The organism is Symmachiella macrocystis, from assembly GCF_007860075.1.
Lineage (GTDB): Bacteria > Planctomycetota > Planctomycetia > Planctomycetales > Planctomycetaceae > Symmachiella > Symmachiella macrocystis.
On the sequence record NZ_SJPP01000002.1, the window covers coordinates 198,081 to 213,465 of the forward strand.

The following is a 15,385-nucleotide window of genomic DNA, read 5'->3' on the forward strand; positions in this document are numbered from 1 at the left end:
GTTGGGGGAATCGCTCATGACGACCATGGTATGGACTTACGCGGCGTATTTGGCAGTCTGTGGTGGCATTACGATCTGGGTGGCCCACACGCTGCGAAAAAATGGGACCGTCTATGTCACTGATGGAAGAAATCACCGCTCCGAATTGGCCGATGCGATCAGCCATTTGCTGACCGTTGGATTCTATCTGATCAATTTCGGTTTCATCTGTTTGGCGCTCAAACATGGTGCGCAGGTCACCGATCCTCAATCCGCTATTGAATTGTTGAGCACGAAAATCGGCGGCGTCTTGTTGGCCTTGGGATGTATGCATTTCATCATCCTGATCGTCTTCGCCGGCATCCGCAAAAACAATCGGCCTGGCACAGAACCAATTTTCGAAAATCGCTATGGCGAACCACTCAGCAACCCAACTGCGGTACGCCATGAACAACCGAGTTGATGAAGGAACACTCAACCCCGGCGTCGCGCCGCCGGGGCTTTCGGGCAATTTTCGCGTTTCACCAAGAAATGCCCCAGGGGAGACTCGACATGATTATGATTTGGAGCCACGTTTGCTATTTGACGTTTAGCATCTTGATCACGGTCCTCGTCGGACGAACGCTGCACAAACATGGCCGGCTATTTTTGATCGACATCTTTGCCGGCAACATCAGCACCGCCGATGCGGTGAATCATCTGTTGCTCGTAGGGTATTATTTAACAAACATCGCGCTGGTGAGCCTGGGCATCCGTTACGGTGGTGAGGCGGACACGCCGCAATCATTTGTCGAGTTGTTGAGCTACAAAGTCGGGTGGGTGATGGTGATATTAGGGGGGATGCATTTCTTCAATCTCATCGTCCTATTCTCCATCCGCTGGCCCGACAAAGCGACTGCCACGCTGGAATCATTGGCTTGCGGAGTGGAAACCCCAGCGAATTGCCGCCCGCAAGGCTCCTAAGGAGCTGCTGTCTGCTTGCTGGCACAGGAAGAAAAAAGAGCTAACTGTTTGTTCAGCATACGTTGGGTGTCGCAGCCTCGGGACACTCAATAGGTGTCGTAATTCCCTTCTGAACAAGGGGAGGACACGCTCTTTTGCAAACTTTACAACCCGAGCTTGACAACCGTCAAAGATCGGATAGATTACCCCTCCTACCGCTTGAGCGGCTTATGGGATGCGCGCGGTGAACGCTTCGTAGCATCCCCCCACCAACCTGCCGTACTTCCGCCAAGCTTCCCACCGACCTTGATTCCACCCCCTTGACGTTGCAGCTACCGCTATGGATCGACTTGCGCCGTTTTTGCGTGGGAGGCTTGGCGTTTCTTCTTGCGAATGACCCGGCCACCATTGTGCGCCGGACAATTGTAATGGCAACTTTTTAGTCAAGGAGGGGTAAAATGCTTGTACTATCGCGGAAAAAGAATGAGAGCATCGTCATCAACGGTTGCATCCGTGTGACGGTCGTCGACACAGGAAACAACACGGTCAGGATAGGAATCGATGCGCCGCAGGACGTCGAGATTCTGCGAAGCGAATTGCTGACGACAAAGAACGTCGCCCCACAGAAACCGTTAGCGGCCACATCGGTCGTCACAAACCTCGAGGGCCTGTGCGATTTTGCAATTTAATCGGCTGACGATTTTTCCGAAGATGTCGTTACCGACATCATCGTAACGGCGTTCAGACAGGTATTGAGTCTGGGATTTTCAGTTCCCATCTCGATCGTCAAACGCCCGTCGGTGACTTTGGCTGTCACGCTGGCTGTGTGGAATCGCCCGAGAGCCGTATCAACATTGTTCACGGCCGGCATGCCTTCGACGGACAATTGCTGTCCGGGCTGCGCATGCCCGCTGTCTCCCACTGTAACGCTGACGCGGTAGGTGCCGTTTGGCAGCGCGCATTCCCAAACAGCGGTTTTCCGGGTGAATAAAAACGAATCCTTGACCGGATCGGGATGTTGATGTCGGCGGCGATGGTTGGCGGAAATGTCTGTACGCCAGCCGAAACCCCGCTCATCGTCAAACGCAAGCCCAGAATCATTGTGATAGCCTGGAACCTGCGCAGCGCCGCGCCCGGTAAAATTAAATCGACGAACAGAAAGTCCATCGACCGCTACACGGTCCGGCAATCCGTTGCCAGTGTCATCCGCATCCAGTCGATCAGGCAAGCCGTCGTTGTCGCGATCGAACGGCAACGGGTCGTTGAGGTCCTCGACGCCATCTTTGTCCGCATCGTGTCCCGGCTGCAGATAGTTCGCCGTCGCCTCAAGCGTTCCATCCGGTCGCTCTTGGATCGCCCCCCACAACGCCTGCGCCAATCCAGCGCGGGTTAGCGGTGTTCCCGGTTCGGTTGAGGAATCCGCAACGGTCCAATTTAGTTTCCCGGCCAGAGAGCGGAGGAACTCCCAGGTTGCGGGCTGCTCCGGATGAAATTTTTTATCGCCGGTGATTAGTTTCCAGCGCTGCAGTGATTCGATTGCCGCATAGTCAGCATCGAAGATGTCCACATCGCTGAATGCCGGCCGATCAGTATTAGTAGAGTAATCGAAATCGGTAAATTGTCCCGTGCTCAAAGCGGCGCGCGCGATTGTCCGAGCCATCTCTCGGCGTGTGACGACGCGGTCCGGCTCAAAGTCCTGCAGTCCCTGGTCGCCCGGCAAGATCATGCGAATGGCCAATTGGTTCGCGGCGGCGAAATATTCCGCCTCGACTGGTAGGTCGTGATAGGGCCACAGCAGCACGCCGGGCGGGTTTTGTCCTGTTTTCGGGTCGCTGGAGGGGGAAACGAGTTGTGTTTGCAATTCGCGAATGCGTTTCCAATCGGCAGCGACTTCGCGGGGGGGAACACCTTCACGTAACGCCATCGCAGCTAAGGCACCGGTCGCTTGTCCGGCCAGCATGCCATGCCCATGCAACCGTACGGCAGAACTGACGATGCTGGTGTACCCCAGGTTTTTTCCTGCTACCAACAATCCGCCCATTTCTTTGGGGACAAGACTCCGTAGCGGAAACCCACTACGGTCGGTGTGCGTGCCCCAATTGCGGTAACTGGAATGAATGTGCGCCCACGGTCCGCTGGGATCGTCGTTTAAGAAAATTCGCTTTGTCGGATGAAAGTCGATGTTGAACTGAAAACCGAAGAGATTGTCGGGCACCATCACGGTCGCCCAGGATTGCTTGCCGTCAATATCACGAATGTCCTGTTCGCGGAGCACATAGAGCGCATCCAATCGCAATCCTTCGCGGACGTACGGCTTTAAGGGCATTTTGTCCGGCGTCCCGAATTCGTCGGTCAATGCCATATCACGAAAGCTAACCGCCTGTGACGGGTCTTTTTCATGGACCGTGGTTTGCAGGTGGTACAACATGCCCAGCGCGTGCAATTTGGCATCCGCAAAGACCAATCGCCGCTGCGCGGGGGTCATGTCGACGAGGTTTTTCTCCGAGGCCCCCGGTTCGGTCGCTTCCAATTGATCGCGCAGATAGGCGGGAAAGTTATAGGTCGGATAATCCTGCAGCGGCCAATTCACCAGAATGGATTCGCTGCCAGCTTGAAGCTCATTGTGTCGGCGATCAACTAAGCGGCGGTGTGTATAGACTGACGGCTGTTCTCCATACGGGCCGTTCGCCATCGTGCTCTCCTTCCAGGCCGGAACACGTGGCGACATAGTCCCCCGCGGCCAACCAAGCCTCCCAAACTCTTCCTTGGTCGCTAAGGTCGTACCGTAGTAACGGCGCTCATCGTAATGCGCGGGCTGCGGGATTACTGTCGGAGCGTCCGTTTCTCGGAGGATCATGCAGTAAGTGATTGGATTGAGTTCGTTGGGGCGGACGGCGGTCTGATTTTCCGGCGCGCCTGGCTCGTCAAAAGCCGATTTCAAATCCGGTCCGCGCATGTATGCCGCACCACTGAGCCGGACCACGTCCCCCCAGTCAGAGGCATCGACGGTTAATTTCGCCTGAACGGTGAGAGACGGCTGGCCCGGTTGCGTGGAGACAAATTCAACACCCGTCACGGCTCCGTCGGAGACGCTGACCTGCTGCGGTTCATAATTGCCGAATATCTCCAGCGGACCGCCGCTTGATTTCAAATACGGTGCAACGAGCTCCCGAAATAATCGCTCCGTGTCCCGCGGCTCACAGGTCGTCCAAGAACAAAAGCCGTTTCCTGGTCGCGGCAAGCCGTACTTTTGTTGCATGTCGGCTTCGATGGCATTCATGATTTCTAAAAACAATCCGCTACGGGGGAACGGTTCTCGCTTCCCTTTGTAGATTGTCCATTCATCGACTGCTCCCAAACCCTCGGCAGTGAATTGCCCTCCCAGCCAGTCAATGTCATTCACCAACACAATCCGCCGCACCCCCAACCGCGCCGCCTGCACGGCCACGGCGACGGCTGATTCGGAACCACCCACGACGAGCAGATCGGTTTCCACAGTTTGCGGCGCTGCTGCGGGGGCGAGAAGGATTGCCGTGAGGAGGATTGAGGTGTGCATGTGTAGGATTTCCAAATGAGTCGTTATTGAGGACTGTTCATGTCGGAAGCTAGTTTTATCGAACTTCACCGGCTTGCAGTCCGGCCCCGTTACGCAGGTTGCTGACGAACTTGCGCGGATTTTTCACACCGTTCATGAACATCTGGTTTAGATAAATTGTTTGACCGGTGATATCGACGATCGTGACATCCCAAAACGAATCACTCAGACTTTCGGTTAGCAAATCGTCGCGTGCCTCTGCGTCTTCGGAGCGTGTCAAAGTCTGCAGAGGGCCGTAGCCAACAGCGTTGCTGCGGCCGGCCTGGATGTTAATGATATCGTGCCAGACAATTTCGACCAACGCACGGCCTTTCGTGTATCGCAGTCCCCCTTTGTGGAATTCCAAGCGCTGTCGATAATTGATGACGGAATAGAGAATCGTCCCGATCAATAACAACAGTGCGAGTGCGATCGCAATTCCGGTAACGAGTGTGTTGTTCACCAGAAATGCCGCGAAGGCCACACACAGCACGCCAATAATGAATCCCAATCCGATCACCAAAAAGCAGCTGCCGACCGCTGGGCGATAGACCTTGAGTAATTTCCCCAGCGGATCCTGTTCCGCAGAGGCCTCACGTTTCGATTTGGCGACGGGCCGACGCTTGCGGGCCATGTGAAAATATCCTGAGCGAGCGAAGGTTCGTGATTTGACGAGATGGATGGGACGGCAATTTATCCTACAGAAAACTTGCGGCCCTCACCACCACCCAAACCCCGGCGTCCCTTCGGGGATGTCGTACATCCAACCGCCGGTGACAACTTTCCAGATCCCCGTCGGCGGGGGTGCGGCGAAGCGCAGCAGAACGTAACTGGTAAAGAGCGACAGCGTGACCTTCGCAATCAGTCGTCCGCGCTGTGGCCATTTCCACAAACAGATCGCTGCCATTAACCACATCGCCAGGACGATCAGGTCCAGGTACTCCAGAATCTCCCATTTGATCGCCCAGTCATTGAGCGGCCAAAGCGGTTTGACGGCGAACCAGTACAGGCAATCGGTGACCGCATGCGCCGTGGCGGCGAGCATGCACCAGAAAAATAGATACGTCCAAGGACTCAGTCCAAGCAGCCAACGTCCTAAGCTAGAAACAATGGCGGCGAGCAGGGCCAGGACGAATACATTATGCCCCAGGGCATGGTGCAGCGTCCAAAAATGCTCATCCCCAAACAGTTTGGCAACGGTATCCGCATCCGGAGAAATCCCCGCCAATGCCACAACCAACGTGCCCCGCCAACCGAACCGCTGTTGCACCCCAAATTGCGCTAGCATCACGGAACAGATCGCATGTTCGGGGAGAGTCATTGGGTGTTTTTTTCACGCGGAAGGATTGAGGACGCGAAATAGGGAGAGGCTGTAGACTTTAGACTGTAGTCTGTAGAAATCAATATGGATCGATTTTTGAGTCAGTCCACCTAAGCACTTATACGTTCGGATGACATGTTTCCAGTGCAGATTGTTGTCGAATTCATAAGCCTTATCATTCGTAGCGGACTCCACTGTGTTGCGTTTCTTGGCGTGGATTGCCATGTGCGACGTCAAGAATTCTGTGTTCCATTCGTGTTCCATCTGTGGCTAATATTCATCGTCTACAAGATAGCGACGCAGCTGCCCCGTGTCCTCCGTGGCTCCGTGGTGAATCTTCTCACAATCAGCCCAACAGGTCCGTCACCGGTTGGCCGTGGCCGTCTTTGGTTACAAAGAACGGGCGTTGTTCGATGGTCGCTTTGTGTTGGGGCGAGATACCCAAGGCACGGTAGATTGTCGCATGCAGATCGGTGACCGAGACCGGGTTTTCTATGGTTGTGCAGGGGCGTTCGTCGGCGGTTTTGCCGTACAGAAACCCTTGCTTCACGCCGCCGCCAAACATCAACACGCTGCTGGCGCCGGTGAAGTGGCGGTGCATGCCGTAGAATTTGAGCTCATCAATCGTGTCAGGCTGCGCGACTTGGCCGCCGACTGGTTTGTCCGGTTTGCCCTCGACCAGCATGTCACGGCTGAATTCGCTGGCGAGGACAATCAATGTGCTCTCGAGCAGACCTCGCTGTTCAAGATCGAGGACCAATTGCGCAATCGGCGCATCGATCGATTTTTTCATCTCGACCAATCGCGTATGGCCATTGTCGTGCGTGTCCCAACCGAAGAAGGGGATGTACTCAGTCGTGACCTCAATGAACCGGGCGCCTTGTTCAATCAACCGCCGCGCCAGCAAGCACCCCAAACCAAACCGACCGGTGTTGTAACGCTCGTAGGTTTCCTTTGGTTCAATCGACAAATCAAATGCCTGTGCTGCCGGGGAATCGAGTAGTTTGTAGGCATTGTCCAATGATCGCAGCAACGACTCGCGTTGGTAGTCGCTGCCGTGTCGGGCAACGGGGCTTTGCTCGAGCATTTTGCGATACGTCTGGTAACGATTGCGAAATCGTTTGATGCTCATCCCCGCCGGCGGGCGGACAGTTTCGATCGCCTGTGTCGGTTCGGGGACACGAAACGGGCCGAACTCGCTGCCCAGAATTCCGGCTGTCTGAAACGCTTTGAGTTCCTCCGCTTCGCCGTTTCCTTCGTATCGCTGTCCGATATCGATGAACGCCGGCACAGCAGGGTTTTTGGGGCCTAGAGCTGAGGCAATCCAAGCCCCAATGTGCGGCGCTGCTACGGTCAGCGGCGGTTCGTAGCCAGTGTGCCAATGATATTGGTGCCGCGAATGCAGAATTTTCCCCAGATCGGCCAGATAGTGTGACCGCAACAGCGTCCCACGGTCCATCACAGACGCGATGTTTTCCAGCCCCTCGGAAATCTTGATATCGTCCACCGAGGTATCAATGGCGGGGAATGTGCTGAGCACTTCATTGGCGGGCAGGCCCTTGCGAAACGGCGTGTGACGTTTGGGATCAAACGTTTCGGTATGCGCCATTCCGCCCCCCATCCAAAGTACGATTACCGCATCGGCCTTGGCGGTCGGCGTGTCGTCTTCGGCGCCAGCAGAGAAGGTCGGTTCACCCGCAGCGAGCGTTGCCAACGTCGCAGCGGAAGCCGTTTTGAGGAAGTCGCGGCGGTTGGGGAAATTGTTTATGGACATAGTCATCACTCACAGATTGTAGGGCCGGTTGTACCGGCCGTAATTCGCGTTTCTCACCGACAACAGCAGCTACATTATTCAATCAACTGAAACTCGGGCAGCATCACCACCACCCACAGCAAGTCCTGCACGCTCTCGACCGACGGTTTCTCGCCGACCAACGCGCGAGCCAAGGCAGCCTCGTCCAACGTTGGCGCTCGGCCGAGGGCTTGTGTGTAGATTCCATCAACGATCGCAACGCTGTTCGCCTCCGACTGCTGCAGCCAGTTCTCGGCTCCTTGCTTTAATACGGCATCCAGTGTGCCGCCGTTGGTCAGTTCCAAGGCCTGTAGCGTAGTGGCGACGGATTGACGACGGGTGACGACTTGCTCGCGGTTCGAGCGGCCTAAGGCACGCGTCAGCGCGTCGTCCATGATCATCGCAGCGCGCACCTGGCTGTCGCTGATGATCAATGCGGCCAGCAACGGCACACGTATTTTCCAGGGACCACCATCAATGTCGGCCAATTCGACGGCCGGTTTCCAATCCTGGGCGTCAAATTCGACGGTTTCCCATTTGTCGGGCGACTGCGTACTACACAACCATGAATCATCCGTTTCGATGACGACGTTTTCCCCGTCAGCCATCTGGATATCAGCTGACAATAATAAACCGGCTGAGTTGGAGGACTCTTCGGGCTGCTTGTCCTTGTCGGCAGAATTGACGGCGGCCACGGCGAATACATTTTGCCCCGCCCGCAAGTGGGGCTGCAGGTCCACAACCGTCGCCTTCTGCCAATTGTCTCCACGGGCGATTTGCTTGCCGTTGACGTACAACGTAAAGGAATTATCGCCGGTCGCAATCACGCGCGCTGTTTGGGGAGCGGCTTTCAAGGTAAACTCCCGTCGCAAGAACAACGTCCCGCCGATGGTCCCCTGTGCTGCCTGGGCGTCGTTCCAAATCCAATGCGCAGTGGCCGGGGTTTGGTCTCGCCGTCTCTCCGCCAACACAAGCGCCACGTCGGTCAATTGTCCTCCCTGTCCGCGACCGTCCCGTTGGACCATGGCAGGTTCCACTGGTTGCCAAACGCCGGTCAGCGAGGAAATTGCATCGAGAAACTGTTCCCCCGACATACGTTTCACCAACGGTCCGCGAAAGGTGTAGCTTGTTTCTTCAGGATCGGGGAAACCGACCGAGGGGAGTTGATAGGCGCGCGATGTGCAAATCAACTCCAGCGTGTGCTGAAGGTTGTAATCGTGCTCCGCCAAGTCGACCGCTAGCCAATCCAACAGGTCGGCGTGCCAGGGCGGCAAATCCATTTCATCCACCGGTTCGACCAGTCCCCGCCCCATCAATATCGCCCAAAGCCGATTCACAATCGTCCGCGATAAACGTCCGTTTTGTGGGCTGGTCATGATGTCGGCGAGTTGTTGAATCCGCTCGTCGCGCGGCGCCGTGCTGTCGATCTTGCCCAATTGCGGAAACAGAAACTTGACCGTGGCAAACTCGCCGTTGGGTTTGTTGCATTCAAATGTTTCTAGCGGCTCATCGGCAAAGACGTTGGCTAAACCGTAGGCGTCGTCGAGGGTCCACGTGTCGATAAAACTGTCGTGACAACTGGCGCACTTGATGTTGGTTCCCAGAAAAACCTGTGAAATCGTCTGCGCTGCTTGCATCTCCCGCCGCTGACTGGCATTGACCGTGCCCCGCCAAATGATTCCTTTGATGAACCCTGCGGATCCGTCGACCGGACTGATCAACTCGTGTACGAATTGGTCATACGGTTTGTTGTCATAAAGTGCTGCAAATAGCCACCCAGTAATTTGCCGCCGACCGTCATCAATAAATCCGGTGCCGCGAAACGCGTTGCGCAGCGCATCGTTCCAAAACGTCAACCAATGCTCCGCATACGCGCGACGGTCAGCCAATAGTTTGCGCACCAACCGCTGCCGTTTATCGGGATGCGAATCGGCAACGAATGCTTGTAGTTCCGCCGGCGATGGTAACAACCCCACCAGATCTTCATGCACGCGCCGCGCAAAGACTTCGTCGCTCACCAGGCGCTCCACGTCAATGTTTTCCGCTGCATACGTCGTTTGCAAAAAACGATCGATGGGATTCGTGAGGGCCGAACCCTTTTCGATGGACGGCAAGTCCGGGCGGCGCGGTGCCACGGGGTTGGCCTCTTCGTCGCCCAATGTGGGTGCGAGAAATAGGGTCGACATCAAGACCGAACAGGCGCAAATCACGGCAAGCTGAACGTGTCGGGGAGTATGCATGGTGTGTTGGATCACCGGCTGGATTTGAGATACAAGATATTTGCGAGGCTGGACTTGATTTTACCATGCGGGATGCGTGATATTCCATGCCGCAACAGCAACTTGTGCGACAACGGGTTGGTGCGGCTACCAGATGTGGTGAGACAAGAGCAATTTTCCACAAAATCGGCCATTCGCTTTACAACGCGATTTTCATTGGCTAACATCCCCTCCGCAGTCAAAGGATTGGCTGCACGACAATATGGAAGGATGGATCCTTGCAAAACACAGATATAATCACGTCGCTTGACGGCAGAATCGGCAACTCAGCATCCGCCGAAATCTCTGCCGCTTTTTTTTACGCCCTGTGCCCTCAGCCGGCCTCTCGCAGTGGCGCTGCCCCTACTCGTTTCTCGACGCACATGATGTGCGCGCACCGCCCCTAAAGGTGTGTTTCTAATCAGGGAGGAAAACTTAGATGTCCAAGAAACCGACGATCGCGTTCAATGGTGACTTTCGCCCCGCACGCAAAGATGTGAATCCGCTCTCGTGGTTCAACACCGGCTACTACGACTCGATCACCGCTGCCGGCGGATTGCCCATGCCGTTGCCGCCGTTTGCCGATGATGAGGACCTGAACCAATTTCTGGACAATGTCGACGGCCTGGTCTTGGCCGGCTGCACGCAAGACATGAATCCCCAACGACTCGGCATGGAACCGCATCCGACCACCCGCGCCATGCCCGCTCGCCGCGAGGACTTTGACCGTCGCTTGTGCAAAATCGCCTACGAACGCCGCATTCCGGTCTTGGCCGTCGGCCTAGGCATGCAGATGCTGAACGTCGTTTGCGGCGGCACGATCTATCAACACATTTCCGAAGCCTACCCCCGTCCGCTGCACCATTTCGATCCGGTCGAAAAGAACCTGCGGCACATTATCGAGATCGTTCCCGAAACACGGATGGACGAGATCTACGGCCCGGGCGAAATCCGCATCAACAGTTCGCACCACCAATCGGTCGACCAACTCGCCACCCCGTTCCGTGTGAGCGCCACCGCCCCCGACGGCGTGGTCGAAGCGTACGAATCGATCCTGGACGACTGGTACTGCCTCGGCGTGCAATGGCACCCCGAAAGCGAAACCTCATCGGCCCTGGACATGCAAGTCTTCCAACACTTCCTGCAAGCCTGCACAGCCGTGGAACAACCAATGATCCTACAACTGCGCCACGCAGCGTAGTTAGTGGTGTTGAAATCGAGTGAATGAGTTCACCGAGAAATAGTAAGGCGGCCGGACACGGAGTTCGGCCGCCTTTTTTGTTGGTGAGGTGCGTCGTGATATACCTTTAGTTGTCGGACGAACGGCTTGTGAGATTGCCCAACCCGAGTGGGCGAGGCCACGACTAATGACGACGAGATCTTCTGGAAGTAGTGACCACATGATTGTATCATTGGAGTCAATGAACGGCCCGTACGGTCAATACCGAATCCGTCGCGGAAATGATGTGTGGATTGCAGAGCAATGCTCCGTTTTCAATATCTTGCCCATTCAATGACAGAAGGGTCCTCGGTCATGTTAGGTTCATCTCGACACTCATTGAAGGTGATGTTCCTCACGGGATTCATCATATTGATGTGCGGCGCGGTCCAGCAAATCAATGCGGAATTGCCCGAATCGGGTTCAGCGGAGGACAGCACGGCGGTTGAGGCTGCAGCCGGCGAGTCGGAATCGTCGTATGAACGTGCGCGGCAGAAGTACCGCGAACAGATTAGCGTAATCGAGCGACGAGCGCAGCAGATTGTTGAAGATGCGATTCGCGAGGCGCGGCAGCGGGCGAGCGAATTAAGGAAACAGGAATCGGCAGCTGTCCGCGCCGAGTTTGTGACAAATTTGAATGTCGCCATCACGAGGGCTATCGAGAACGGAAATCTCGATCGAGCTGCCCACTTGACCAAAGAACGGGACGCGTTCGACGGTCAAAGCATTCCGGCGTCTGGAACGGATCCGTCACAATTTGTCGACAACGAGATTTACGAATGCGTTTTGGGGATGTACGGACAATTCACCACGGGCAAAAACCATCCGGTGGTCAATCTGGCAGTTCCCAATCGAAATCTTTGGTCGGAAGAGATCCAAGGCAAGTTGCGAGGCCGGATCGATTTCATGGAAATCAATTACGAAGCGACCGCCAAGCTGATTATCCCCAGCGATGGGGCGTATCGCGTCGAGCTACCCGAGCGCGGGACGGAGTTTCTCATCAACGGCAATCAGCTCAGTGCAGGTGACGTGCTTTTAAAACAGGGTGTGTACGACATCTGCATCAAAACCGGAACGCATGGCCAGCCATTCCTACCGGAAAGTTTTGTCCGCATTGTCGCACAACAAAATGATCAAGAAATCGCCTTGGTCAATACGGGAAAAGATATCCGACGATTCCTGAACAGCCACGTCGACAACCAAGCGGTCACCGAAGTCTCAGGCTACCAGCCAGTCAAAGCCGAACGATAGTACGCAGGTTTAGCCCGGAAGCTGGCTATTGCGGCTCGCCCAACCGCTGCGTCAGCCGAGCCACCTGCAACTCAAGTCGCTTGATTTCGCGGACGGTGTTGTTCTTTTGTATCTCCATCCAGGCCCAGATCTTCATCATCGAGACTGCTGCCATGCAGAATCCAAATCCGAGCGCCCAGCTCATCAGCGCTTTCATCTCCTGGGCACCGAAAAACCTCCACAGCGAGTAGAAGCCGAGGACCAGGAAGATCATCGTCGAAATCATCACTAACGCAGTCACCCAACGGTTGCGGCTTTGCAGCAATTCCAATCCCTGTTCGAGCAAAGATGGTTCCTGCGCAAACTGCGCGTAGAGATCCGCGTCTTCGGCAGCGAGTGCTTGCTTGATCTTGTCATCAATATCGTGTCCGGTCATGACGTCTCCCTATCAATCATCTTTTTGAGTTGTTGTCGTAGTGAAAAAAGTCGATATTTCAGCGTGCCTTCCGGTACGGCCAAAACAGCCGCGATCTCCTTTAAAGGCATTTCGTCGTCGTAGAACATTCGCAACAACAGCTGTTGCTCGGCCGTCAAACGCACGATCGCGTTTCGTAACTGCTCGACATCAGTCAATTCTTCGGGTGGTTTTTGCACTGTCGGCGAAGTGATTTGTTGGCCGAGATCGTGGTTAAGTTGTCGCTCGCGCGTTTGCGAGCGTATCCAGTCGACAGACTTGTGGTGGACAATCCGATAAGCCCAACCGCGAAAGGTGGCGGGATCTTTCAATCGATGCAGACCACGAAAAATGGCCACCCACCCCTCTTGAACCACGTCCGCGGCCACGTCCTCGCGCTCGGTCAGTTTGTGAGCGTGGCGAATCAGCTTGGGGTGCCAACGACGAATAAGCAACTGCAAGGCGGACGCGTCACCATGTTGCGCGCGTATCACAAGAAGTTCGTTCAAAATGTCGTCAGCATTTCGGCTCATGCGTCCATTGAATCCGGGAAACTACCTTTAGGTCGCGGCAGACGGGCGAAGGTTGGCGAAAAACGGTAATTGTGGACAAATATTCGGTAGGAATATTTCAATGTTACATTCGGCCAAAGTTAGCCGATTCCGATACGTTTGAAATTCGTGGGCTTTATTCGAGCGCTTCGCGAATTGGGATTGGCTGTGTAGGCAATCGGCCCGCCACAGTTCGCGTAGAATAAAGGCAAGGGAAGTATTCACTTGCTGCGACCAGCCGCGTGCTAATCGAGATTGCGACAAGCGGCGTAGTTTGCGGCGCGAGATTGAGTGGACTGTTACACGAAAAAAGGCGCCCGGAAACGACGTTCGGCCGGCTCTTTTATTTGTGGGCCACCCTGCGGGGGCGCTTTACAGCAATATGTTAATCCACCAGATTTCGTAGTCCCGGATCTCGGGATGACGGTCGACGGTTCGTCTAATTAGATCGGCCACCGTGACGAATTCGAAGACCAACAACAAGCAAGGAATTGCGAAGCCCACAATGGACCAAACCACCCACCATTTTTCCGTGTATGATGGCGAGCCAACGTATAGATTCCCTCCTGCTATCGCGACAAGGAATAGAAACAGGTACAGCGGAAACACGGAGTCGGAAGGCGTATTAACCACAATCCATTCACAAATCGCGACGAGAGCCTGCCAGCCAACTCCGATCGCGACAGCATCGTAGTCGTCATGCACCTTCGCGTATGCCGGCACGTAAAAGTAAAGCGTGTAGAGAAATACGAGCCAACAAAACAATTGGCCAATCAACAGTGCAAGCGTGATCTTTCGGATTGGTAAACTTGACATGGGACATTCCCCCAGTCCGTCCTACAAATAGGGTCATTGTTCCGGCGCATGCGCCGGCGATGTATTAAAACCAACGATCGCCGGGGCTTCTTGGATCAAATTGCCTTTTGCCAGCAGGGTAGGGACCGCAATCCATGTTGGGCACCCAAGCAACCGGTCCACACAGCGGCCCTACTCCGCCCCCAAAATCGCCGCTTCCCACCCCTCAAGATCCGCCGGCTTCATCCCCTGGCGGTGTCCATCAAAATTGAACGTCTTCGGGTGATACGGGCCGACGAAGTCGATGGGGTTTCCCGGTTGGATGGCTTCGTCCAGGCCTAAGCACCACAGGTGGGCGTTGATGAGTAGGCGGCGGAAGCCGGGGTTGAGGATGTCTTCCGAAGCGCCGTGGGTGGTAGCGAAGACGCGTGATTTGGGGTTGTCCGCTTGGTAGTGGCGGACCCAGACGACGGGCAGGATTTCCTTGGTTTCATCCGGCTCAGCAGTCGGTTGCATGCCGTTGAGGATTTGTCCGCGGGCGAGGATGGTGCTGCCTTCGCGCGGATGTGCGTTGTAGCCGCCGCACTGCACGTGCACATTGTTCACGCCCCGCAGAATGGGATGCTTGCGTTGTCGCGGTTCCACCAACAACCGCGAGCTTTGTTGATGATTGCGGCCGTAGTGGCCGACCCAGTGTTCGCCGAGGATCGCTTCGCCGAAACCGCCTTGCCACTCCTGCTGCTCGCCGTCGTAGCCTTCGTTGTAATGGGCGAATTTGCCTTTCAGGCCGTTGAAGGCGTGCGTCGAGGTCCGTAAACCGATCACCGGTTTGCCGCTGGCGAGGTAGTCGTCGATGTACTGCATCTGCTCATCATCGAACGCCTGAAACCGCGTGAACAGCACCATCAAATCGGCGGTTTTGAGGGCTTCTAGTCCGGTGATGTGATTGCTGCCCGGCTTAATCGTGCCGTCCGCCGGATCGGTCGTGAAGCAAACGCTGCATTTGAAACCATACTCTTTGGCCAAAATCCTAGCCAGCGCCGGTAAGGTCTCTTCGCCGCGATACTCATGATCGCCGGCAATGAACACAATGTGCTTCCCCTGACCCGGCCCGGCATCGCCTTCCCAAACCACACGATTGGGATGCGGCTCCGCAGCGAACAGAGCAGGGGAGGCGAGTACGAGCAGAGCGAGAGCGGCGGTGATTTTCGGGAATGCGATCGGCATATGCGGGGTCCATAGGTGCGGGTGTGATGTGGGTTCGGTTGCG

At 55.5% G+C, this 15,385-nt stretch carries 14 protein-coding genes; 5 read left to right on the plus strand and 9 right to left on the minus strand.

Annotation, left to right across the window (positions count from 1 at the left end):
* Nucleotides 1–16 precede the first annotated feature (16 nt).
* The 3 genes from CA54_RS18810 to CA54_RS18820 all read left to right on the plus strand — a co-directional run bounded on the left by CA54_RS18810 (nucleotide 17) and on the right by CA54_RS18820 (nucleotide 1,610).
* Nucleotides 17–442 (plus strand): hypothetical protein, encoded by a 426-nt coding sequence (locus tag CA54_RS18810; RefSeq protein WP_197532607.1) that lies wholly within the window; start codon nucleotides 17–19, stop codon nucleotides 440–442.
* Nucleotides 443–531: 89 nt separating this feature from the next.
* A complete protein-coding gene (locus CA54_RS18815; RefSeq protein ID WP_197532608.1) occupies nucleotides 532–942 on the plus strand; it encodes a hypothetical protein in 411 nt (136 codons plus the stop codon).
* A 437-nt stretch (nucleotides 943–1,379) separates the two neighbouring features.
* Entirely contained in the window at nucleotides 1,380–1,610 is a 231-nt protein-coding gene (locus CA54_RS18820) for a carbon storage regulator (protein WP_146372550.1), read from the plus strand.
* Here CA54_RS18820 and CA54_RS18825 read toward each other — a convergent pair.
* The 5 genes from CA54_RS18825 to CA54_RS18845 all read right to left on the minus strand — a co-directional run bounded on the left by CA54_RS18825 (nucleotide 1,607) and on the right by CA54_RS18845 (nucleotide 9,848).
* Nucleotides 1,607–4,477, minus strand: coding sequence for an FAD-dependent oxidoreductase (locus CA54_RS18825; RefSeq protein ID WP_146372551.1), 2,871 nt, complete (start codon nucleotides 4,475–4,477; stop codon nucleotides 1,607–1,609). The genes CA54_RS18820 and CA54_RS18825 overlap by 4 nt on opposite strands.
* A 55-nt stretch (nucleotides 4,478–4,532) precedes the next feature.
* A complete protein-coding gene (locus CA54_RS18830) occupies nucleotides 4,533–5,129 on the minus strand; it encodes a hypothetical protein (RefSeq protein WP_146372552.1) in 597 nt (198 codons plus the stop codon).
* A gap of 84 nt (nucleotides 5,130–5,213) precedes the next feature.
* Nucleotides 5,214–5,816, minus strand: coding sequence for a metal-dependent hydrolase (locus tag CA54_RS18835; protein ID WP_146372553.1), 603 nt, complete (start codon nucleotides 5,814–5,816; stop codon nucleotides 5,214–5,216).
* 346 nt (nucleotides 5,817–6,162) lie between these two features.
* Nucleotides 6,163–7,590, minus strand: a complete 1,428-nt coding sequence (locus CA54_RS18840) for a DUF1501 domain-containing protein (protein ID WP_146372554.1) — start codon at nucleotides 7,588–7,590, stop codon at nucleotides 6,163–6,165.
* 74 nt (nucleotides 7,591–7,664) lie between these two features.
* Nucleotides 7,665–9,848, minus strand: a complete 2,184-nt coding sequence (locus tag CA54_RS18845) for a DUF1549 domain-containing protein (protein WP_146372555.1) — start codon at nucleotides 9,846–9,848, stop codon at nucleotides 7,665–7,667.
* A gap of 457 nt (nucleotides 9,849–10,305) precedes the next feature.
* Here CA54_RS18845 and CA54_RS18850 point away from each other — a divergent pair, with 457 nt between their 5' ends.
* Nucleotides 10,306–11,067: a gamma-glutamyl-gamma-aminobutyrate hydrolase family protein gene (locus CA54_RS18850; RefSeq protein ID WP_146372556.1), complete on the plus strand. Its 762-nt coding sequence runs from the start codon at nucleotides 10,306–10,308 to the stop codon at nucleotides 11,065–11,067.
* 333 nt (nucleotides 11,068–11,400) lie between these two features.
* Nucleotides 11,401–12,336, plus strand: coding sequence for a hypothetical protein (locus CA54_RS18855; RefSeq protein WP_146372557.1), 936 nt, complete (start codon nucleotides 11,401–11,403; stop codon nucleotides 12,334–12,336).
* Between the two features lie 25 nt (nucleotides 12,337–12,361).
* On the opposite strand, the gene CA54_RS18860 is transcribed toward CA54_RS18855, so the two are convergent.
* The 4 genes from CA54_RS18860 to CA54_RS18875 all read right to left on the minus strand — a co-directional run bounded on the left by CA54_RS18860 (nucleotide 12,362) and on the right by CA54_RS18875 (nucleotide 15,342).
* On the minus strand, nucleotides 12,362–12,751 hold the full coding sequence (locus CA54_RS18860) for a DUF6768 family protein (protein WP_146372558.1): 390 nt from the start codon (nucleotides 12,749–12,751) through the stop codon (nucleotides 12,362–12,364).
* Nucleotides 12,748–13,302: an RNA polymerase sigma factor gene (locus CA54_RS18865; protein WP_146372559.1), complete on the minus strand. Its 555-nt coding sequence runs from the start codon at nucleotides 13,300–13,302 to the stop codon at nucleotides 12,748–12,750. Before CA54_RS18865 ends, CA54_RS18860 begins: the two co-directional genes overlap by 4 nt.
* 390 nt (nucleotides 13,303–13,692) lie before the next feature.
* Nucleotides 13,693–14,136 carry a hypothetical protein gene (locus CA54_RS18870; RefSeq protein ID WP_146372560.1) on the minus strand — a complete coding sequence of 148 codons (444 nt, stop codon included), beginning with the start codon at nucleotides 14,134–14,136 and terminating at the stop codon, nucleotides 13,693–13,695.
* A gap of 171 nt (nucleotides 14,137–14,307) precedes the next feature.
* A complete protein-coding gene (locus tag CA54_RS18875) occupies nucleotides 14,308–15,342 on the minus strand; it encodes a ThuA domain-containing protein (RefSeq protein WP_146372561.1) in 1,035 nt (344 codons plus the stop codon).
* Between the last annotated feature and the right edge of the window lie 43 nt (nucleotides 15,343–15,385).

Bases quoted from the DNA above. Each gene is read 5' to 3' on its own strand.
- CA54_RS18810 (WP_197532607.1), top strand. From the start codon at position 17: ATGACGACCATGGTATGGACTTACGCGGCGTATTTGGCAGTCTGTGGT.
- CA54_RS18815 (WP_197532608.1), top strand. From the start codon at position 532: ATGATTATGATTTGGAGCCACGTTTGCTATTTGACGTTTAGCATCTTG.
- CA54_RS18820 (WP_146372550.1), top strand. From the start codon at position 1,380: ATGCTTGTACTATCGCGGAAAAAGAATGAGAGCATCGTCATCAACGGT.
- CA54_RS18825 (WP_146372551.1), bottom strand. From the start codon at position 4,477: ATGCACACCTCAATCCTCCTCACGGCAATCCTTCTCGCCCCCGCAGCA.
- CA54_RS18830 (WP_146372552.1), bottom strand. From the start codon at position 5,129: ATGGCCCGCAAGCGTCGGCCCGTCGCCAAATCGAAACGTGAGGCCTCT.
- CA54_RS18835 (WP_146372553.1), bottom strand. From the start codon at position 5,816: ATGACTCTCCCCGAACATGCGATCTGTTCCGTGATGCTAGCGCAATTT.
- CA54_RS18840 (WP_146372554.1), bottom strand. From the start codon at position 7,590: ATGTCCATAAACAATTTCCCCAACCGCCGCGACTTCCTCAAAACGGCT.
- CA54_RS18845 (WP_146372555.1), bottom strand. From the start codon at position 9,848: ATGCATACTCCCCGACACGTTCAGCTTGCCGTGATTTGCGCCTGTTCG.
- CA54_RS18850 (WP_146372556.1), top strand. From the start codon at position 10,306: ATGTCCAAGAAACCGACGATCGCGTTCAATGGTGACTTTCGCCCCGCA.
- CA54_RS18855 (WP_146372557.1), top strand. From the start codon at position 11,401: ATGTTAGGTTCATCTCGACACTCATTGAAGGTGATGTTCCTCACGGGA.
- CA54_RS18860 (WP_146372558.1), bottom strand. From the start codon at position 12,751: ATGACCGGACACGATATTGATGACAAGATCAAGCAAGCACTCGCTGCC.
- CA54_RS18865 (WP_146372559.1), bottom strand. From the start codon at position 13,302: ATGAGCCGAAATGCTGACGACATTTTGAACGAACTTCTTGTGATACGC.
- CA54_RS18870 (WP_146372560.1), bottom strand. From the start codon at position 14,136: ATGTCAAGTTTACCAATCCGAAAGATCACGCTTGCACTGTTGATTGGC.
- CA54_RS18875 (WP_146372561.1), bottom strand. From the start codon at position 15,342: ATGCCGATCGCATTCCCGAAAATCACCGCCGCTCTCGCTCTGCTCGTA.